The organism is Rhizobium sp. M1 (assembly GCF_002531805.1).
Lineage (GTDB): Bacteria > Pseudomonadota > Alphaproteobacteria > Rhizobiales > Rhizobiaceae > Rhizobium > Rhizobium etli_C.
The window spans coordinates 1-19,780 of record NZ_NWSW01000015.1; the positions used below are offsets into that span (position 1 = coordinate 1).

The window sequence follows — 19,780 nt, forward strand, 5'->3', positions numbered from 1 at the left end:
TCGATCCAGACAGCCAGATGCGGATCGCGTGATGGCCAGAGGCTAAGATGAGCAGTTCACCAGACATCGTCATCATCGGCTCAGGCGTCGGCGGCTCAACTGTCGCCGCCGGCCTGGCCGCGACCGGCGCTGACATATTGATCCTCGAAGCCGGCGATCACATCGCCGATCTTCCCGTCAATCGCGACCAGCGCGCCATCTTCCAGCGAGGTCATTTCCGCCCGAGGGAAATCTGGTACGAGGCGAGCGGCAAGGGTTTCAACCCCGGCAACTACTACAATGTCGGCGGCAATTCGAAATTCTACGGCGCCGTCTTGTCGCGCTACCGCAAAGAAGACTTCGGTGTGATCGAACACCGGGAAGGCGTGTCGCCGGCCTGGCCCTTTCCTTATGAGGAGTTGGAGCCCTGGTACTCGAAGGCGGAGCGGATGTATCAGGTCCGCGGCAGTCTCGGCGACGATCCGACCGAACCGTATCACTCGACTGCCTACGAGTTCCCGCCCGTGCCCGACGAGGCGCCGGTCGCCGATGTCAGGGCCCGCCTCAAGGCGAAAGGCCTGCATCCGTCTTCGCTGCCGCTCGGCCTCGATCTTGACGCGTGGCTGTCCAAGGCGCGTACGCCCTGGGATGCCCATCCGAATGCAAGGGACGGCAAGATGGATGCCGAGACCGCGGCGCTCGCGGTGGCGTTGAGACACAAGAACGTTCGGCTCGAAACCAACGCGCGCGTGACGCGGCTCGACACCGGAGCCGGGAGCCGGATCGACCGGGTCACCTATATCAAGGACGGCGAGACGCTGACCGTCTCGCCTGACATCGTGATCCTTTCGGCCGGGGCGGTCCAATCGTCGGTGCTGTTGCTGCACTCGAAAACCGACCGCTTCCCCAGGGGCCTTGCCAACTCTTCCGATCAGGTGGGCCGCAACTTCATGAACCACAACGCTTCCGCCGTGATCGGCGTTTCGCCACGGTTCAGGAACACCGCCGTCTACCAGAAGACTTTTGCCTTCAACGATTTCTATCTTTCCGACGGCGAGGGCGGTCCGCCGCTCGGCAATGTGCAGCTCCTGGGCCGCATCTCCGAAAAGGTTCTGAAGGGCTCCCTGCCGCAGGCTCCGGAATGGCTTCTGCGTTTCATGACGGACCATGCCATCGACTTCTATGCCATGAGCGAAGACGTGCCCAATCCCGAAAGCCGCGTCATGGTCGATGGAGACCGGATCGTCCTGCAATGGCAAAGGACCAACTGGGACGCCCATCTGGCGCTTGTCGCCAAGCTGAAGGCGATCCTGCGGTCGATCGGATTTCCGATCGTGTTGTCGCGACCTTTCGATAAGCGCACGCCGTCCCATCAGTGCGGAACGATCCGCATCGGCAACGACCCTGCGACGGCGCCGCTCGATCCCTATTGCCGGTCCTACGATCACGAAAACCTCTTCGTCGTCGACGCCGGCTTCCTGCCCACGTCGGCTGCGGTCAATCCGGCGCTGACCGTCGCCAGTCAGGCGCTGAGAGTTGCAGATCACATCGCATCGAAGGACTTGCAGACGCGGGCAGATCCGTTGGCGCGTGCAGGCCTCACATAGGACAGTAAAATGGGCTTCGACTATATCATCACCGGTGCCGGTCCTGCAGGCTGCGTCCTGGCAAGCCGCCTCAGCGAAGATCCAGATGTGAGAGTGCTGCTTCTCGAAGCGGGCGGCGGCGACTGGAATCCGCTTTTTCATATGCCTGCCGGCTTCGCCAAGATGACCAAGGGTGTGGCCAGCTGGGGATGGCAGACCGTTCCCCAGAAGCACATGAAGGGCAGGGTGCTTCGCTACACCCAGGCGAAGGTCATCGGCGGCGGCTCGTCGATCAACGCCCAGCTCTATACGCGCGGAAACGCGACCGACTATGATCTCTGGGCCAGCGAAGACGGCTGCGAGGGCTGGGATTATCGCTCGATCCTTCCCTATTTCAAACGGGCGGAGGACAATCAACGTTTCGCCGACGACTACCACGCCTATGGCGGTCCGCTGGGCGTCTCGATGCCGGCTGCTCCGCTGCCGATCTGCGACGCCTATATCCGCGCGGGGCAGGAACTCGGCATTCCCTATAATCACGACTTCAACGGACGACAGCAGGCGGGTGTCGGATTCTACCAGCTCACCCAGCGCAACCGCCGCCGGTCCTCGGCCTCGCTTGCCTATCTCTCGCCGATCAAGGACCGGAAGAACCTGACCGTCCGGACGGGTGCGCGCGTCGCGCGGATCATCGTCGAAAGAGGCCGAGCGACAGGCGTCGAGATCGCGACCGCGCGCGGCTTGGAAATTGCCCGCGCCGAACGTGAGGTCCTGGTGTCGTCAGGCGCGATCGGATCGCCGAAGCTGCTTCTGCAGTCCGGCATCGGGCCGGCCGATCACCTCAAATCGGTGGGCGTCAAGGTGAACCACGATCTGCCCGGTGTCGGCGGCAACCTGCAGGATCACCTGGATCTTTTTGTCATCGCCGAGTGCACCGGCGATCACACCTATGACGGCGTCGCGAAGCTGCACCGCACACTCTGGGCCGGGATTCAATATGTCCTGTTCCGCACTGGTCCGGTGGCCTCGTCGCTCTTCGAGACCGGCGGCTTCTGGTATGCCGATCCCGAAGCGCGGTCTCCCGATATCCAGTTCCACCTCGGCCTGGGATCAGGCATCGAAGCCGGCGTCGAGCGGCTGAAGAATGCCGGTGTGACCCTCAACTCCGCCTATCTGCATCCGCGCTCGCGCGGCACGGTGCGTCTGTCATCCGCCGACCCGGGTGCGGCACCCTTGATCGATCCCAACTACTGGTCCGATCCGCACGACCGGAAGATGTCGCTGGAAGGGCTCAAGATCGCCCGCGAGATCATGCAGCAGGCGGCGCTGAAGCCCTATGTCATGGCCGAAAGGCTTCCCGGTCCGAAGGTCATGACCGAGGAGCAGCTTTTCGACTATGGCTGCGCCAATGCCAAGACCGACCACCATCCCGTCGGCACCTGCAAGATGGGAACGGGACCTGACGCGGTTGTCGGGCTGGATCTCAAGGTCCATGGCCTTGAAGGCCTCCGGGTCTGCGATTCCTCCGTCATGCCGCGCGTGCCGTCCTGCAACACCAATGCGCCGACGATCATGGTCGGCGAAAAAGGATCGGATCTAATCAGGGGTTTGCCTGCGCTGCCCTCGGCAATCTTCGCTGATGAACGCAACGATTCCAGGCCGCGAGCCCGCGCGGAAATCCGGTAAGGAGAACGACGATGTCTGAAGTCAGAGTTGCAGTGCTTGGCGCCTCGGGCTGGATGGGGAAGGTCCATACGATGGCCTATCAGACCTTTCCGCATTTCTTCGGCGTGTCGGACGGAACGGCGCGGATCGTGGCGCTGGTCGACAGCAACCCTGACGTAGCGCAGGATATTGGCAACAGGGCGCCGGGGGCTAGAATCTACCAGGATTGGAATCTGGCGGTTGCCGATCCCGAGGTCGATCTGATCGATATCTGTCTGCCCGACCATCTTCACTACCCGGTGGCCAAGGCGGCGCTGCTGGCCGGCAAACACGTCTATTGCGAGAAACCATTGGCCAACAGCGCCGATGAAGCGCGGGAACTGGCCGAGATCGCCAGAGAGAAAGGTGTGATCACCCGTGTCGGACACGCCTTTCCCCGCAATCCCGTCCATGATCTGGCGAAAGACATCATCGATTCAGGTGAAATTGGCGAGATCAAGCTGTTTCGCGGCTGTCAGCATGTCGATATGTATGGTGATCCCACGGCGCCCTTCATGTGGCGCGCCGATGGTAAGCTGGCGCCGACCGGGATCGTTGGCGACACCGGCTCGCACATTTTCAGCTTCATGGATTTCCTGGTCGGCCGCGTCACTTCCCTGATTGCCGACAATCTCATCGTCACCCCGCGCCGGCCCGTCGTCGAGGGCCTGGCCTATGGTGAGCAGGTGAGACTGACAGGCAACGAGTCCTGGGCTGACATCACCAACCCGGACGCGACAAACCTGCTTTGCCGGTTTGCCAATGGCGCCGGCGGGATTGTCGATTTCAGCCGCGTCGCCACAGGCCGCAAGTTCATGCAGACCTATGAGGTCTACGGGACGAAAGGCAGCATCGCCTATACCTATGATGAGATAAACCGGCTGCGCTTCTATTCCAATGACGACCGGACGGGACGGCGCGGTTTTCGCGAGATCGACGTCGGCCCGGAGAACCCGACCTTCAGGGCTTTCCTTCCGCTGCCAAATTTCGGCATCGGCTACAACGAAAGCAAGATCATCGAGGTCGCCGAGGTAATCCGCTCGATCGTCTCAAACAGGCCGATGTGGCCGACCTTCGATACCGGCCACCACATCTGCCAGATCGTCGACGCATGCATGGAGTCTTCCCGGCAGAAGCGCTGGGTCGACATCCCGCTCGGATAAACGCCGATGACCATAGACGTCCCGCAGGAAATTCTCGACGCGCTGACCGATGTCGATATGCCCAAGCTTCCCCCCGAAGCTGGCCCTTCCGGCACAGCTCGGCTCGCCGGCATCGAGGTGCCGGTCTATCGAGCCGGCTGTGTCGTCGTCGGATCGGGTGCTGCAGGTCTGCGTGCGGCTGTGGAAATGAAGCGGCGCGGTGATGATGTCGTCATCGTCAGCCAAAGCGCCTGGGGCGGAACCTCAGCCTGCTCCGGTTCCGACAAGCAGACCCTGCACACGGCTAACACGGCGGATCAGGGTGACAATTACAAGGCGATGGCCCGGGCCATCCGCAGCGGCGGCGCCATGGACGAGGACACCGCCTATGTCGAGGCCGTCGGCTCGTCGCGAATGATGGCGTCGCTGCAGTTTCTCGGCCTGCCGCTGCCGCAGGATCCGCTCGGGGGAACGCTGCGATATCAGACCGACCATGACGAGGTCGGCCGCGCCACCAGCTGCGGCCCGCGCACCTCTCGCCTGATGGTCAAAGTGCTGGCCGAGGAGGCGCTCCGTCTCGATGTGCCGTTCTACAACCAGACCACCGCAGTCAAAATCCTCACCGAAGGCGAAGGAACGGATCGCTGCGTTGCCGGGATACTTGCCATGCGCGCCGCTGATCGCATGGAGGAGAACCCGCTCGGAATCGCCTTGTTCGTCAGTAATGTGATCGTGCTCGCGGCTGGCGGACCGGGTGAACTCTATCGCGACAGCGTCTATCCCAATGGTTGTTTCGGCTCCCTCGGCCTGGCGCTCGAGGCAGGCGTCGAGCTCGTCAACCTGACCGAAAGCCAGTTCGGCATCGGAACGCGCAGGGAAGGCTTCCCGTGGAATCTATCGGGCACCTACGTCCAGGCGATTCCGCATATCTACTCGGTCGATGCCGAGGGTGGCGAACATCATTTCCTGGCGCAATATTACCGCAGCACCCAGGAACTGGCGTCGAACGTCTTCCGCAAGGGCTATCAATGGCCATTTCATGCGACGCGTATGCTGGATTTCGGCTCGAGCCTGGTGGATCTCGCCATCCATTGCGAAACCGCCGCGGGGCGGCGTGTCTTCATGGACTTCAATCGCAATCCACTGCCGGTGCCGGGCGACCTGCCGTTCAGCCTGGAGAGGCTGGACGAAGATGTCCGCCTCTATCTCGGCAAGGCGGGCGCCGATCAGGACATGCCGATCGATCGGTTGAAGCACATGAACCCGCTCGCCATCGAGCTTTACCGCCGCTACAAGATCGACATCGCCGCCGACCCGCTGGAATTCGCCGTCAACAACCAGCACATGAATGGCGGCATCATGGTCGACACCTGGGGCCGCAGCAATCTTGCCGGCTGTTACGCGGTCGGCGAAGCGGCGGGCACACATGGCGTAACGCGGCCCGGTGGCGCCGCGCTCAATGCAGGGCAGGTCTTCGGCACCCGGGCGGCCGAGCATATCAGCGCTAGCGGAAGGGCGAAGGTCGCCGCCACGGGCGATATGTCAGGTGTCGCAGAGGCAGGTATCACCGCGCTGCTCGCCGCTCTTCGCAGCGAGAGCCCGCTCACCCTCAAATCGATCCGCTCGGAGGTGCAGGCGCGAATGAGCGAGAAGGCCGGCATTGTCTGCGATCAGGAGAGCGTCGCCCGGGCCTTGATCGAAGCGCGCAAACTGAACGCCGACATTCGTGCCGGGGGCGTCGCCTACGGCCGCGCAGCCGAAGCGGTCCGCGGCGTGCAATGGCGCCACATGGCGCTCGCCTCGGAAGCCGTGCTCAGCGCCCTCGACTTTTTCATTCGCAATGGCGGCGGCAGTCGCGGAGCGCGAGCAATATGTGATGCCGAGGGCGAATCCCTTCCATATGCAAATGCTGGCCCTTTGGAGGAATATCGCTTCCGCAAAGAACGCGAAGCGCATCGGGACGAGCAGATCGTCGTTCGGCTCGACGGCGATAAGCTCAGGCTTTCAACCCGTTCGAACCGCAATTTCGATGAAAGCGCCAGATCCTTCTTCGAGCGAGACTGGCCCGCCTGGTTGACGGGCCGCATCCACGATCTCGGCGCCGGCGAATAAAGCGTGCCGCAATCGCAATCAATCGGGATTGGCAACCGGTGGCGGAACCCGGATGCGCTCCGTGTCGTCGGAGCCTTCGGCGACGGCCTCTTCGCTCTTGCGCACGCGCCTTGGCGGATCTTTTCCTTCGATCGGCTTCGGCGATAATTGGTCGTCGGCCTGGATCTCGTCGGTGTTGAGATAATTCTTGCTTTCACCCATGACGATCACTTCCGGGAATGGAATTGGCAGCCATTAATGCATGTCCCCGGAGGTGGCAGCGGTTCCGGGACAACGACATGCATCAAACGAAAGAGCTAAAGCGCGTTGCGTGAATCAAATTTGATGCGACGCGCTTTAGACAATCTCCTTTGCAAGCTAACGCCAGCTGGCATCGTGAAGTTCCGTCGCTCCTCCGCGAGATATCCCGGCTCAAACGCCGCCAGCCTCGGGGATGTCGAGCTCGATCATAACAGGCGCATGGTCGCTCGTATGCTCCCAGCCCCTTGGCTTTCGCCGGACGCTTGCCGATCGAAGCCACGGCGCCACTGCCGGGCTGAGCAGAAGGTGGTCGATCCGCAGCCCGGCGTCGCGTTCGAAACTGTTCCGCCAGTATTTCCAGAAGGTGTAGATGCGCTCGTTCGGATGCAGATGCCTGACGGCGTCCGTCCAGCCCTGTGCCACCAGCCGTGCATAGGCCTTGCGCACTTCCGGCCTGAAAAGCGCGTCGTCCAGCCAGCGCTCCGGCTTGTAGACGTCGATCTCGGTCGGCATGACGTTGAAATCGCCGGCCAGGATCGACGGCACCTCGATTTCGAGAAGTTCGGCGGCATAGGCGTGCAGGCGACGGAACCAGCGGAGCTTGTATTCGAACTTGGCGCTGGGAAAGGGATTGCCGTTCGGCAGATACAGGCACCCGATCACAAGGCCGTCGACGACGGCTTCGATATAGCGGCTATGGGTATCGTCGGGATCGCCGGGCAGGCCACGCCTTGTCAGGATCGGTGTCTTGCCTTTCGCCAGAATGGCAACGCCGTTCCAGGACCTCTGTCCATGCCAGACGGCGCCGTAGCCGGCCCGTTCGGCCTCCTTCCGGGGAAATCTGGCGTCGTCGGTTTTCAGTTCCTGGAGGCAGGCGACATCCGGGGAATCCTCCTTCAGCCAGCGCAGCAGGATATCCAGCCGTCCGTTGATCCCGTTGACATTGTAGGTTGCGATTTTCATGAGACCCATGTCGAGGCGGTGCGGCCATAATCTAAAACCGCTCCTGAGTTTCCTCCTCCGGAAGTCCGCGCCCACCATCGGCCCAGTCAAGACGGCTCTCCACGCCGTAATGTCCCGCCGATCCGCACAGGCAGCCGCCGGTCCATAGGGTGGCCATGGCAGAGGGTCTCAACGCGTCGCGCCGAAGACGAAGGCGATGCCGGCGACGATCGCTGCGGCGGTCAGCGGCTGCCGGCGTATCCGATCCTCGATGTCCTGGACGAAACTTTTGGCTTCCGCCTTTGCCAGACGGGCCGTTCCGGACGCCAGTTCCGAGGCGGACTCCGCCATCCGGCCGGCTTCTTTCTGCAGTGCGCGCAACTCCTCGCGGTCGTAGCCGGTCGGGCGCAGGGCTTGATCGACCAGCGGATAATCTTGATCCAGCGCGGTCGGATCAGGCTCGCGCTTCACGCGCTCAGCCGCCTCGACATCGCTGCGGCCGACGGGAATGGAGGTATGGGTGGCCGACACCGGATCGGATGCGGGAAACGTGTCTTCGATCGCCTTGTCGAGTTCGCCCCTTCGGGCCTGCTTTCGCTGCTCTGCCTGCTCTTTTTTCATGGATTGGACGGCAGGGGATTCGTTCGGGTTTGGCATCGGGGCTTCCTCTGTTGCACTTTGATAAACAAAGCGATGACAAAGAAAGAAGTTCCAGAAAAATGCGTCCACGCCTCAGGCAGCAACACCTTGGTAAGAAAGGCGAGAATATTACAGCCAAAGGCCGCTCGCGTTTTCTGCGCCCATCCATTTGGTAGTCTGGCGCCGGACCAAAGTCCCGCCTTTTGTAGTACCTAGGTCCGGTTGCATTTAATGGTCGGAAAGGCGAAAATTCTCATGCGTCCAATAACGGTAGGAATGGCGAAGAACAGATGAACGAGGCTACGGCATGACTATCTCGAAACGCGATTTTCTGAGATGGGGCGGCAGCGCGGCCGTCGCCCTCGTTGTTGCCGCATCGCCTTTGTCGATCAATCTCGGCGGCTCCCTTCCCCATCTGGCGGTGAAGCACGCGCAGGCAAAAGATGGCAATAACGGCAATGGCGGCGGCAACAGCGGTGGCGGCGGCAATAGCGGAGGGGGTGGGAACGGCAACGGGGGAGGGAATAGCGGTGGGGGCGGAAACAACAGTGGTGGATCCGGCAACAGTGGTGGCGGAAACTCCAACAGCAACGCGTCATCCTCTTCCTCCGCCGCCGCGTCGTCGAAAGAATTGGGGGCGAGAGCGACCGCCGGTTCCGACGGATCGATCAACGTTCGCCACGCGAACGGCATCACCGAGAGCCTGCGCAGCGGCCGCTATGTCATGAAGGACGGGAAAGGCAGGACGATCATAAGTCGTCAGGCGACGGCCAACGACACCCGCCGGCTGAGTCGCTTCCTTCGCTAGAGCATGATGCCGAAAAGTGTAAGCGGTTCGGACGACATCATACTCTAACTCTTTAATTGAGAACGGGGTTCAGATTTTCCGCCGCCCTCGGCGTTACCGCCGTTCGCGCCATTGCAGGGCCGCTTCGGTCCTGTTCGAGACGCCGAGTTTGCTCAGAATCTGGGTCATATGGTGCTTCACGGTCTTTTCCTGCAGGTTGAGGCGCAAGCCGATATGCTTGTTGGAAAGGCCTTGAGCGACAAGATCCATCACCTCGCGTTCCCGTGGCGTCAGACCGTTCTTGTCGGAGGCCGCGCCATTCAGCGAATTCTCCATGACCTTTGCCGACATCGTCGGCGAGATATATCGTGATCCGCTGAGGACGGTCTGGATCGCCTCGGCGAGACCACGGGAGCCGACACCTTTGAGGACATAGCCCATCGCCCCGCGTTGCAGGGCGCCAAGCAGCGTGTCCACTTCTTCGGATACGGTCAACATCAGCACTTTCGTCGCCGGACTGTGCTCCAGGACGTCGCTGATCGCAGCCAATCCGCCGCCGGGCATCGAGACATCGAGAAGCATGACGTCGGGGCGGCTGTTCGAAGCGATCATGGCGGCGTCTTCATTGCTGGCGCCTTCGCCGATAACGACGAAGTTGCTCATCTCCGACAAGCTGCGCGTTACGCCCTCGCGAAAAAGCGGGTGGTCGTCCACGACGCCGACGGTGATTGCTGTCATCTCTCTAGTCTCCAACTTCCATAGGCTCGAAGGTCATGGTCACGGTCGTTCCTCCTTCGCCTGTTTTGATATCGAAGGATCCCCCCAGGCTCTCGATGCGCTCGCGAAGCCCCACCAGGCCGAGGCTTGTCGGCCTCACTTCCGCCGGGTCGAAACCATCGCCACGATCGCTGACCTCGACACTCACATGACCGTTGTGCGACACGGCTTTCACGGTCTGCTCAACACCGCCGCCGTGGCGATAGGCGTTGTTCAGGGCTTCCTGGATGAAGCGATAGATACAGATCTTTACGGCAGTCGCGAGTTCGGGTCCATCCTCGTCGACGACTGTTTCGACAAGGGTTTCGGTCTTGTGCTGATGCGCTTCGACGACCCGCATCACGATCTCGCTGATCGTGGATTTTTCGATCTGCGGCAGCACCAATCCGCTGCAGATATTGCGGATCTCCGTCATCGCCTCGGCCAGGCTCGAGCGGATCCAGGCAAGTTCCTTTTCCCGGGCTTCGGGTTTGGTAGACGCGTTGATCAAAAGGTCGCTGTCGAGTCGCAGTGAAGCATAGGCGATGTGCTGTGCCGGACCGTCGTGCAGATCGGCGCCGATGCTGCGCAGATATGTTTCGTTCAGTGCCGCCACCCGCTGCGAGGCGCGCTGCAGCCGCCGCTGAAGTCCGCGATTTTCGGAGAGCAGCGCCGACAATTCCGTCACCCGTTCTTTGAGATCCTTGCGTTGCGCTTCTATCGTGCGGCTGCCCCGAAACACCAGAGCGGAGAGAACGAGGAAAAACACCCCCGTGAGGGCTGCGACCGCTCCCCAGCTCCGCAGCCTCGCACGTGCCAGGCTGTCGGCGAGACCCTCCGCCGTCTCGTAGAATTCGAGCACGGCGACCGCCTGGCCCGACCACGGCTGCAAAACCGGGTTGTAGATTTCCATCAACGGTTTGCCGAGCGCGCGCTCGACGCCGCTTTCCGGGTCTTCGGCGATCTCGTAGCGGGCAACGAGCGACCCGGCGAATGCCTTCTGCAGCTTGTCGCTTACGGGAAACTTCTGGCCCACCAGTTCTTTCACGTTCGAATAGAGAATGGTGCCGTCGCTTCGCCACAGCTTGAACGAGATAAGGCGCCTGCCGAGCGCGCCCTGGCCGAGCGTCTCGTCCAGCGCCTGGGCGGTGCCTTCATCCAATAGCGATTCCGTTTGCATGTCGGGAAGCAGCGGCGCCACGACGCTGTCAACGTAAAGCGCCGTTGCCGCGCCGGAATTATGAATGACGGCTTCCTCGATCAGATGGGTCACGAGAACACCGACCAGAAACATGACGGCGATCGAGACCAGGCCGCCCGCGATGAAAAATTGGGAGGCGAGTGAGCGGGCATTCCAGCGGCGAAGCCAATTCATTTTGATACCGGCAAGTGATTTTGCCGACTAACCTACAGCGTCTTTAGAGTTTTTCCAGACAGGATCAGGGCAGATTCCTGGTATCGAAGACCTCGGCGCCTCTGATGCTCTCGGTCAGTGGGAGGCCGTCGCCTGACATGGCTGCGCCGAAGACATAGAGGAGGCCGGCCAAAATGACGACAAGAGCGATGACGGAGATGCTCCAGGCTTCATTCACATGGGATCTGTTACTGCGGTTCATATGCGGATCTCCTTCCGTGTCTTTCAAACGACGCCGTCGGGGTCCCGTTCCACGCCGGGGACTTCGGTCGAACAGGCTTGGGACCATGGTCCGATCACTGTGGACAATGGCCGATTCAGCCATATTTTCCGTTCGACGGAGTTGGTTTCGGAGACGTATGCGTGACAATTTCTGCGGACATCGAAGGCGGCGCAGACGCCACATTTTTCCCCTCTTCGACACCGTTCGGTGAGGGCGTCGCCGACCTTTACCAAGCCCTTCTCGTGCCGATCCTCTTCGAACCCTATGCGTCGGAAATGGCGAATGTCGCCGAACGGCTAAAACCCGTCAGCGTGCTGGAAGTTGCGGCGGGGACCGGCGCCTTGACACGTGCTCTGCGCGCCAGGCTCGATCCGGCGGCCGAGATCGTCGCCACCGATCTCAGCCAGGCAATGATCGACGTCGGCGCCCCGTCCTTGACGCTGTCGCGGACCCATTGGATGCATGCGGACGCGCAAAACTTGCCCTTCGCCCACGCAATGTTCGATCTCGTCATCTGTCAGTTCGGTGTCATGTTCTTTCCCGACAAGCCGAAGGCCTATGGCGAAGCGAAAAGAGTTTTGCGGAGCGGCGGCCATTTCCTGTTTTCGACATGGGATTCGCTTGCGGCCAACGACTTCGCAAGATGTGTGGACGAATGTCTGAGAAGGCTCTTTCCGTCCGATCCCCCTGATTTCCTCGAACGTTTGCCATACTCCTATTTTGACCCTGGAGCGATCAAGCCACAGGTTTCGTCGGCGGGATTCGAGGCGGTTTCCTGTGATCGGGTGACGTTGACCTCGGTCGCGGCCACCGCCCACCACGTTGCGGCGGCATTCTGCAAGGGTTCGCCGCTCAGAGGAGAGATCGAAGGGCGGGCGCCGGAGCGCATGTCCGAGATCGTTGATGAGGTGGCGGAGCAGGTAGCATCGCGCTACGGCGCGAGCCCTTGCGGAGACATGAGCGCGTTCATCGTCGCCGGCCGCCTTCGGTAACTGTTCCACCGCAGATCAAAATGCAGAGCGGACGCCTGATCGGCGCGGAGGCTTTGATTAAGGGACCATCGAGTAGTTTGTACGGGAGGGTTCGTGCATCGCGTCGATGACGTGTTGCTCGATCTCGATGCAGGTCTCGTCATATTCCCGCACCAGCTTCAGATTGAACCGTCGCCGCCGAAGACGATCGCGTGCTTCGACCGCCATCTGATAGGCCTCGAAAAGCTCGAGCTGCCACGGCTCGCGCGCCTCCATGATCAGCGTCCGTATTTGCGGCAGGCGCATCGCCAGGCGCCTGCGTCCAGCTTCCCGGCGGTTGGATCGTGTCATCTCCCTCAGTCTCCTGCCATGCCCACAACGCGGAGCCCCTGCAATCCTTAAATAGCGCCGGCAACGATTATTGAAATGGGTTTCGGACCTAGGGCCGGGCCCCCTCAGACTGAGGTCCGAGAGCTGGAACGACCCGGTGCGCAGCTAGTTGGTCTGCCAGCGGTCGCGAAGGCCGTGTTGAAACAGAAGGAGGAAAATATGCTCTTGAAGCTTATTGCCGGCGCGGCAACTGCCGTGTCCCTGATGTCGGGCGTCGCATTCGCCCAGTCCTCGACCGTCAACGGCGCGGCCGGCGGCGCGGTCACAGGAGCGATCGTCGGTGGTCCCGCCGGCGCTGCCATCGGCGGCGTTGCCGGCGCAGTTGTCGGCACGGCGATCGATCCGCCGCCGCAAAAGGTCGTCACCTATGTCCGCGAAGCTCCGGCACCGTCGACGCGCGTGGTCGTGAAGGAAAAAGTTGTCGTCGGCCAGCCGTTGCCGGAAACGGTCGTCGTGACGCCCATCCCGGACGACCCGACATATGCTTACGCGGTGGTCAATGACCAGCGCGTCATAGTCGAACCGTCGTCTCGCAAGGTGATCCAGGTTATCAAGTGACCTGATCGTACACGCGGCTCTGCCGCGTCTTGCTTCCGAAAATCATCTTTCAGAACCAGCCGCACGATGGACGGCAGCGTCGTCGTGCGGCCGAAAAAAGCAGAGAGATAGTTATGAAGACCAAGACATTTGCCGTCCTGATGACGGCACTCTCGATCGGCGTTTCGCCGGTTGGCCTCATCTCCGCCTCGGCGCAGGATGCGCCGATCATTCCGAAGAAGGGTGCCGCTCAAAGCGGCCAGTCCGGCGGCGCTGCGACTGAGCAGCCGGATGCGGGCGCCGCCGCGCCGGGCGGCACGGGCACAGCGACTGACCCGGGCACAGCGACTGACCCGGGCACAGCGACTGGGCAGGGTACGCAGCAGCCTTCCAGCTCCGGCGGAAGCTCGTCGGGTGCATCCTCTGGAACCACCACGGAGGGATCCTCTGGCCAGGCGACCGAGCCCGGCGCCAAGACGCAGCCGGATGCGAAGACACAGAGCGGAGGCTCCGGCGAAGCCGGCTCCGATGGAACTTCGGACAGCTCGAAGACGACCGATCCCGGCCAACCTTCGACGGAAAGCCAGCAGCCTGCCGGCAGCAAGGACGCCGGCACATCGACGGGCTCCGGCGAAACCCAGAAGTCGGGCGAGGCGAAGTCTTCCGGCGGTTCGACCGAGACCCAGTCGAACAGCAACACCTCGGTCGACAGCAGCAAGACCCAGACGAACACCACCACCAACGTGAACATCTCGGTCGAGCAGCAGACGGAAATCCGCAGCGTCGTGAAGGAGGTTCACGTCGAGCCGGTTCGGGAGGCGGATTTTACGGTCTCGGTTGGTACCACCATCCCGAAGAAGATCAGGCTCGAACCGCTGCCGCCGCGGATCGTCGAGATCGTGCCGCAGTACAAGGCCTATCGTTTCTTCATCCTGGCGGACGGCCGGATCGTCATCGTCGATCCCTCGTCGTTCACCATCGTCTACATCATCTCGGCGTAGAGCGCCGCGGCGCCCGGCGGCAGTCTGTGCCGCCGGGACCAGGGAGAAGGACCATGATCTATTCCGAAGAAAAATCCGCTGGCCTGGCCGTGCCGCTGATCGCCATCCTGCTCGCAATCGCCGGCATTCTCGCCGCCCTTGTCGCCACCGGCGGCCACAGCAGTGCCGGGCCGCGCGTTTGGGTTCCCCAGGCACAACAGCAGGAGGCGAGCCAATGAACGCCGTTGCATCCGTCGCCTTCGGCATCGTCAGTTCGGTTGGCGCCTGTATGGCCGCGGCATCGGTTGCCTCGCACGTCGTGGCGGATTCCGAACCGCACGCGGTCCCGGAATTGGCCGCGGGCGATCTATGGACGGCGAGCCCGGTGAAAATCGATCCTCGGCAACAGCGCTATGAACGAATTGCCCCGCTGTATTCCAGCTATGTCACCGAAGCGCCGGCGACCGTGGCATCAAGGTCAACGGCGCAGCCCGCTCGCCCCGCGAGCAAGCTGCAGACGCCGCAGCCAGAATTGTCCCTCCAGCATCTCGCCTGGTGTGAGCAGCGCTACCGCTCCTTCGATCCGGCGACCAATAGCTACCGATCCTATCGCGGCGAGACCCGCGAATGCTCTTCGCCGTTTCGGCAGAATATCGCCGAAAGCGATGAAGGCGGCGGTACGAAAGTGAATGCGCAGGCAGCTGCCCGATGCGCCGCTCGCTATCGATCATACCGGTCGGAAGACAATAGCTATCAACCCTGGGACGGACCGCGGCGAAGCTGCGACATGTCGGATCTGGTCGCGACCAGCAACTAACCATGGCCGGGGCGAGGCGTACGAAATCGCGCCAAGCGGGCAGGCCAGACTAAAGTCCGTGTTGTAATCGTACCGGTTGTGATATCCGGTTGTATTTGAGGGCGGAGAGTGGGGATGGCGACGACGCTGATAGCAGAAATCCACCAGGCGCAGACAAGGCTTCCGTTCCTGAGCAGGGCGGAGCGGGGAGCCCTTATCATGCGCATCCTTCGTGAGCTGAAGACGCTGCGTCAGGAGGTTCTCGGAAACGTGCCGGCCGATCGCTGTGTCTGGATCGACAAGCTTATTGCATCGGTCTCCTCGACGATATCGGAAATCGTCACCATGCAGGACGCCGAGTTCAATCGGGTTCTGAACGAGTTCGAAAAGCTCATGGCGACGCTGCATAACATTTCCCGCCCGGAAAAGCCGTCGAGGACGGTTCACTAGCTTCGGCCCTGGCAATGACGGGGCTGTAACCCTTTCAATATGACCTGTACGGCGGCCCACTGCGCTGGAAACCGATCCCGGTGCGCAAGCGTTCTCCTCGCATGACCGAAACAAAATCTCCCGACGCGGCGCCCTCCGGCGAAGACGATCGAAAGCCCGGCGCGGATGTTTCCTTTCCCTACGACAGGATGACTGTCGAGCAATTCCGAAGACGCTTCCCCCGCGCCCGCTGGAGCGATGATCGCAAGGCCTGGTTCGTTCCCGGCAGCACGGCATCCCGCCGCATCGGACGATGGCTGGCCGAGCTGGGGGCCGAGGCCGACGCGCATGCGGATGCGAAGGGGCGCGATGCCTTCGCCTTCGATCCGATCGACAGTCCATATCTTGAACTTGGCAAGGCAGGTTTTCGAATCCGCACACCCTATTCGAAGACCGTCGTCGACGAATTGCGCGAAGTGCCGTTCTCGCGGTGGGACGGCGACCTTCGTCTATGGCACGTCCCCTTCCGGTCCTATGAGGATCTCAGACGCCGATGGCCTCATATCGAAGCGGCCGCCCGCAGAAACGAGCCGGAGGAGAGACGACGGCGCGCCGAGGAGCGCAAGGGGAGCGAACAGGATCTGCGCAGCAGGCTTCGCTCGACTGAGCGAAAGCGCCATCGTTACCCGCTTCCCGCCAGCGACTTGCCGCCGATAGGACGTCCGGTGGCCACCTCCTATGGGATCGTCGTGTTTACTGATATCACCGGCGAACTGGTCGATCCCGACCCCGTTGTGGACTTTTATCCCGGCGTCAACGAGGATGACCTCTGGGGATATTGGCGGGCGCCGACATTCGAAGAACTTGTCCGTACGTGGCCGGCAAAAACACCGCCCCTCCAAGGTGCCAGATGGTGGCTGCCGACGATCGAAGAGCTGAGGCCCGCCCGCCGCGCGGCAAGATCACGCGAGGCCAGGAAGCGCGCGAAGACGCCGTGACCGCAGCTGTCGCAAGGGGCCGGACCGGCCGCAGAGGCAGTCCGGGGCGTGCGCAGTCCGCGTGGGAACAAATTCCCACGTCGGCCATTTGTCGTCCATGAAAACAACCCTGCCGATGTCGCTGCTCGCGCTGGCCATCTCCGTTGGCGGCGCCGCCGCGCGGGATCTCCGACCCGAAGCGATCAATGCCGCCGCGATTGCCGACATCGAGACGGCAAAGCCGTCGCCCGCAGATCCGGACCCGGCGATCGTCCGTCTTCAGGTCCTGCTCGACCGGGCGGGTTCATCTCCCGGCGTGATCGACGGCCTGTCCGGGGAGAACGTTAATAAGGCCGTGGCCGGCTTCGAGGCCATGAACAAGCTTCCTGTCGACGGCAGGCCAGATCCTGAGGTCGTTTCCCGCCTGGAAGACAATGCCGCCATCGTCCGAAGCTACGTCGTCTCGCCCGAGGACGCCACGGGTCTCGTCGAGACGATCCCTGAGGATTACGGCGAGAAGGCAAAAATGCAGAGCCTCGGCTATACCAGCGTTGCGGAGAAGTTGTCCGAACGCTTTCATATGGGTCTCGATCTGTTAAACGCGCTCAACCCGGCTTCGCAGTTTGCAGCTGGAGACACGGTGTGGGTCGTCGACCCCGGCCCCGCAAGGGAGGGCAAGGTCAAGAAGATCGAGGCCGACAAGAAGATAGGCCAGGTGCTGGCCTATGCCGAGGACGGATCTTTGCTGGCCGTCTATCCCGCGACGATCGGCAGCAAAGACAATCCGTCGCCCTCGGGAAAGCACAAGGTCAAGGGCGTCGCGAGAATGCCGGTCTACCGATATGACCCGAAGCGCAACTTCAAGCAGGGAAAGAACGACAAGGTCCTGACGATCCCGAAGGGGCCGAACGGGCCGGTCGGCAGCGTCTGGATCGATCTGACCGAGCCGACCTATGGAATCCATGGGACGCCGGAGCCCAAGCTCATCGACAAGGTCGGCTCGCATGGTTGCGTGCGGCTGACGAACTGGGACGCCGAAGAGCTGGCCGGTATGGTCAAGCCGGGCGTCCTGGTCGATTTCGTCAATCGCAGCCCGGCCGCTCCGAAGTGAGGCGCGCCGGCCTGCAATCCACTGGGCTCCGCCGTGTCAGCGATTACGATGCCTTGGCTTCGAAAGCCGGGGCAAAATCACCCAGCGATTTCGCCTTGAGGATCGTGCCGCCGATATCCTGCTCCACGATCGCTTCCAGATCGGCGAAGCTGTCTATGACGTAATAGATCGGCTGCAGGATATCGATGCGGTAGGGCGTCCTGAGAACGCTCAACAAATCGAACGGCCGGAATTCGCAGGCCGTGCCTTCCGTTGCCGCCTTCGCCTCACTCGGCGATGAGACGATGCCGGCGCCGAAGCAGCGGCGGCCTTGCGGCGTATTGATCAGGCCGAATTCGACCGTGAACCAGAAAATCCGGAACAGGTGCCATGAATAGCCTTTGCCGAGGCGCATGGCCGTTTCGCCGAAATGCCGGACGAAATTGGCATAACTCTGATTGGTCAGCAGCGGGCAGTGGCCGAAGACTTCATGAAACAGGTCCGGTTCCTCGATATAGTCGATATGTTCGCGGCGGCGCAGGAAGGTGGCGAGCGGGAATTTGCCTTGCGACAGAAGTTCGTAAAAGCGCGAGGGCGGAATGAGCGCCGGCACGCCTTCGACGCCGAAGCCGGTGGTCTCGTTGAGGCGTCTGTTCACATCGAGAAGCTGAGGCACTTTCTCCGGCTTCAAGCCCAGCAGTTTGACGCCATCCAGATATTCCTGGCAGGCCGTGTCGGCCAATATCTTCATCTGGCGCCGGTAGAGTTCGCCCCAGATCGCATCTTCTTCGGGGCTGTAGTCGTAGAGGCCGTCCGGGCCGGGCAGTTTGGCGGTATAGCTGCTTTCTTTGGTCATCGGCTGATCCTCCCGGAATGGCGCTATTTCTGCGATTATGCTCCGTGCCGGGCGGATTTTCTTTTCTTTTGTGCCGCGTATCGCCATAGTGATGAAAAATATTCTCGATCAAGAGAGTGAAAATGAAAGAAACCGGGAACTTTCGCCGCAAGCTACTGAAGCTCATCCAGGCCGATGGCAGCCTGTCGCTGGCGGACCTGGCGGAGAAGGCCGGCATGTCGCAGAGCTCCGCCTGGCGGAAGATCCAGGAACTGGAAGCCGATGGCGTTATCCGCAAGCGCGTGACGCTGCTCGATCCCGGCAAACTCGACCTCAAACTCTGCGTCATCGCCCATGTGACGCTGGAGGATCACCACGAAGAGGCGGTCGCGTCCTTCGCTTCGGTGGTGCTGGAACGGCCGGAGATCATGGAGTGCTACGCCTTGTCGGGCGCCTTCGACTATATGTTGAAGATCCGGGCCAGCGACGTGGAAAGCTACGAAGCCTTCATGACGCGTTACCTCATGCGCAACCCGCATGTGCGCACCGTGGTCTCGAGCTTCGTGCTGCGCGAGCTGAAATTTTCGACCGAACTGCCGCTCTGACGCCTGTCCTCTGCGGACCGGCATTCAACGTGTGCCGTCGCCGTGCCAACTGCCCGGCATGCGTACCGGAAAACCCTCGAATGTCTTCAGCGTGTCGAGCACGATCGAGGTTTTCACGTGCTGCACCGATTCGTGCGGCAGGAGAACGTCGTTGACGAATTTGGAGAGGTCGGCGAGCCCGCGGGTCGCGACCTTCAGGTGGTAGTCCATTTCACCGGTCAGCGCATAGGCTTCGAGAACCTCCGGCAGCCCGTTGATCAGCTGGGAAAACCGCCGGGCATTATCCCTGTTGTGGGTGGCAAGCGTCACCGAAATGACCACCAGCATGTCCAGCCCCAGCTTCTCCCGATCGAGATAGGCTCGGTAGCTGCGGATATAGCCCTCGGCTTCCAGTCGCGTGCGGCGGCGCGAGCATTGCGAGGGTGAAAGGGCGATGCGATCACCGAGTTCGTTATTCGTCAGCCTGCCATCCTTTTGCAGTTCCTGGAGCAGGCGCAGATCCAATTTGTCCAGCTGTTCATCCATTGCGCAAAATCTCCAAAATACTCACGAACCGTGCATAATATCTTCTGCACGCATAAAGAATGCAAGAACTTTGCGCGCGTTTTGGGCCACACTTTGCACAGTCAAACTCCAATCGTCAGGA

At 61.6% G+C, this 19,780-nt stretch carries 23 protein-coding genes; 14 read left to right on the top strand and 9 right to left on the bottom strand.

Going from position 1 to position 19,780, the window contains the following annotated elements; all coding sequences use genetic code 11:
• The first annotated feature begins 47 nt into the window (after positions 1-47).
• Genes CO655_RS15645 through CO655_RS15660 form a run of 4 tightly spaced genes read left to right on the top strand, consistent with a single transcriptional unit; the run spans position 48 to position 6,523 of the window.
• Complete coding sequence (locus CO655_RS15645; protein WP_097606969.1) at positions 48-1,586, top strand: GMC family oxidoreductase; 1,539 nt, start codon at positions 48-50, stop codon at positions 1,584-1,586.
• 9 nt (positions 1,587-1,595) lie between these two features.
• Positions 1,596-3,251: a GMC family oxidoreductase N-terminal domain-containing protein gene (locus tag CO655_RS15650; RefSeq protein ID WP_097606970.1), complete on the top strand. Its 1,656-nt coding sequence runs from the start codon at positions 1,596-1,598 to the stop codon at positions 3,249-3,251.
• A gap of 11 nt (positions 3,252-3,262) precedes the next feature.
• The gene (locus CO655_RS15655) at positions 3,263-4,432 is read left to right on the top strand and encodes a Gfo/Idh/MocA family oxidoreductase (RefSeq protein ID WP_097606971.1); all 1,170 of its coding nucleotides are present in this window, start codon (positions 3,263-3,265) and stop codon (positions 4,430-4,432) included.
• A gap of 6 nt (positions 4,433-4,438) precedes the next feature.
• On the top strand, positions 4,439-6,523 hold the full coding sequence (locus CO655_RS15660) for an FAD-binding protein (protein WP_097665390.1): 2,085 nt from the start codon (positions 4,439-4,441) through the stop codon (positions 6,521-6,523).
• A gap of 18 nt (positions 6,524-6,541) precedes the next feature.
• On the opposite strand, the gene CO655_RS15665 is transcribed toward CO655_RS15660, so the two are convergent.
• From CO655_RS15665 to CO655_RS15680, 3 genes are all read right to left on the bottom strand, one after another.
• The gene (locus CO655_RS15665) at positions 6,542-6,724 is read right to left on the bottom strand and encodes a hypothetical protein (protein WP_064683424.1); all 183 of its coding nucleotides are present in this window, start codon (positions 6,722-6,724) and stop codon (positions 6,542-6,544) included.
• A 210-nt stretch (positions 6,725-6,934) separates the two neighbouring features.
• Positions 6,935-7,726 carry an exodeoxyribonuclease III gene (xth, locus tag CO655_RS15670; RefSeq protein ID WP_097665500.1) on the bottom strand — a complete coding sequence of 264 codons (792 nt, stop codon included), beginning with the start codon at positions 7,724-7,726 and terminating at the stop codon, positions 6,935-6,937.
• Positions 7,727-7,894: 168 nt separating this feature from the next.
• Positions 7,895-8,362, bottom strand: a complete 468-nt coding sequence (locus CO655_RS15680; RefSeq protein WP_097579018.1) for a hypothetical protein — start codon at positions 8,360-8,362, stop codon at positions 7,895-7,897.
• A gap of 289 nt (positions 8,363-8,651) precedes the next feature.
• Between CO655_RS15680 and CO655_RS15685 the strand changes: the two genes are divergently transcribed.
• Positions 8,652-9,152 carry a hypothetical protein gene (locus tag CO655_RS15685; protein WP_097665391.1) on the top strand — a complete coding sequence of 167 codons (501 nt, stop codon included), beginning with the start codon at positions 8,652-8,654 and terminating at the stop codon, positions 9,150-9,152.
• 93 nt (positions 9,153-9,245) lie between these two features.
• Here CO655_RS15685 and CO655_RS15690 read toward each other — a convergent pair whose 3' ends face one another.
• The 3 genes from CO655_RS15690 to CO655_RS33855 all read right to left on the bottom strand — a co-directional run bounded on the left by CO655_RS15690 (position 9,246) and on the right by CO655_RS33855 (position 11,503).
• Positions 9,246-9,869 carry a response regulator transcription factor gene (locus tag CO655_RS15690; protein WP_097665393.1) on the bottom strand — a complete coding sequence of 208 codons (624 nt, stop codon included), beginning with the start codon at positions 9,867-9,869 and terminating at the stop codon, positions 9,246-9,248.
• Positions 9,870-9,873: 4 nt separating this feature from the next.
• On the bottom strand, positions 9,874-11,262 hold the full coding sequence (locus CO655_RS15695) for a sensor histidine kinase (protein ID WP_097665394.1): 1,389 nt from the start codon (positions 11,260-11,262) through the stop codon (positions 9,874-9,876).
• 64 nt (positions 11,263-11,326) lie between these two features.
• Positions 11,327-11,503, bottom strand: coding sequence for a hypothetical protein (locus CO655_RS33855; protein ID WP_010030989.1), 177 nt, complete (start codon positions 11,501-11,503; stop codon positions 11,327-11,329).
• 161 nt (positions 11,504-11,664) lie between these two features.
• On the opposite strand from CO655_RS33855, the gene CO655_RS15700 reads away from it, so the two are divergent.
• A complete protein-coding gene (locus CO655_RS15700) occupies positions 11,665-12,516 on the top strand; it encodes a methyltransferase domain-containing protein (RefSeq protein ID WP_097665395.1) in 852 nt (283 codons plus the stop codon).
• A 57-nt stretch (positions 12,517-12,573) separates the two neighbouring features.
• On the opposite strand, the gene CO655_RS15705 is transcribed toward CO655_RS15700, so the two are convergent.
• A complete protein-coding gene (locus CO655_RS15705; protein ID WP_010030741.1) occupies positions 12,574-12,846 on the bottom strand; it encodes a hypothetical protein in 273 nt (90 codons plus the stop codon).
• 198 nt (positions 12,847-13,044) lie between these two features.
• On the opposite strand from CO655_RS15705, the gene CO655_RS15710 reads away from it, so the two are divergent.
• The 7 genes from CO655_RS15710 (at position 13,045) to CO655_RS15735 (ending at position 17,715) form a co-directional block, all read left to right on the top strand.
• A complete protein-coding gene (locus tag CO655_RS15710; RefSeq protein WP_097606978.1) occupies positions 13,045-13,443 on the top strand; it encodes a DUF1236 domain-containing protein in 399 nt (132 codons plus the stop codon).
• Between the two features lie 113 nt (positions 13,444-13,556).
• Entirely contained in the window at positions 13,557-14,423 is an 867-nt protein-coding gene (locus tag CO655_RS15715; protein WP_097665396.1) for a DUF1236 domain-containing protein, read from the top strand.
• A 53-nt stretch (positions 14,424-14,476) separates the two neighbouring features.
• On the top strand, positions 14,477-14,641 hold the full coding sequence (locus CO655_RS33860) for a hypothetical protein (protein WP_176539261.1): 165 nt from the start codon (positions 14,477-14,479) through the stop codon (positions 14,639-14,641).
• On the top strand, positions 14,638-15,219 hold the full coding sequence (locus CO655_RS15720) for a BA14K family protein (RefSeq protein ID WP_097665398.1): 582 nt from the start codon (positions 14,638-14,640) through the stop codon (positions 15,217-15,219). Before CO655_RS33860 ends, CO655_RS15720 begins: the two co-directional genes overlap by 4 nt.
• A 114-nt stretch (positions 15,220-15,333) precedes the next feature.
• A complete protein-coding gene (locus CO655_RS15725) occupies positions 15,334-15,648 on the top strand; it encodes a hypothetical protein (RefSeq protein WP_097606981.1) in 315 nt (104 codons plus the stop codon).
• 101 nt (positions 15,649-15,749) lie between these two features.
• Positions 15,750-16,625 carry a hypothetical protein gene (locus tag CO655_RS15730; protein WP_097665400.1) on the top strand — a complete coding sequence of 292 codons (876 nt, stop codon included), beginning with the start codon at positions 15,750-15,752 and terminating at the stop codon, positions 16,623-16,625.
• Between the two features lie 97 nt (positions 16,626-16,722).
• Positions 16,723-17,715 (top strand): L,D-transpeptidase, encoded by a 993-nt coding sequence (locus CO655_RS15735; RefSeq protein ID WP_097665401.1) that lies wholly within the window; start codon positions 16,723-16,725, stop codon positions 17,713-17,715.
• A gap of 43 nt (positions 17,716-17,758) precedes the next feature.
• On the opposite strand, the gene CO655_RS15740 is transcribed toward CO655_RS15735, so the two are convergent.
• Positions 17,759-18,550 carry a phenylalanine 4-monooxygenase gene (locus CO655_RS15740; protein ID WP_097606984.1) on the bottom strand — a complete coding sequence of 264 codons (792 nt, stop codon included), beginning with the start codon at positions 18,548-18,550 and terminating at the stop codon, positions 17,759-17,761.
• A gap of 122 nt (positions 18,551-18,672) precedes the next feature.
• On the opposite strand from CO655_RS15740, the gene CO655_RS15745 reads away from it, so the two are divergent.
• Complete coding sequence (locus CO655_RS15745; protein ID WP_010030248.1) at positions 18,673-19,134, top strand: Lrp/AsnC family transcriptional regulator; 462 nt, start codon at positions 18,673-18,675, stop codon at positions 19,132-19,134.
• Between the two features lie 24 nt (positions 19,135-19,158).
• On the opposite strand, the gene CO655_RS15750 is transcribed toward CO655_RS15745, so the two are convergent.
• Entirely contained in the window at positions 19,159-19,659 is a 501-nt protein-coding gene (locus CO655_RS15750; RefSeq protein WP_010030249.1) for an Lrp/AsnC family transcriptional regulator, read from the bottom strand.
• Positions 19,660-19,780 lie beyond the last annotated feature (121 nt).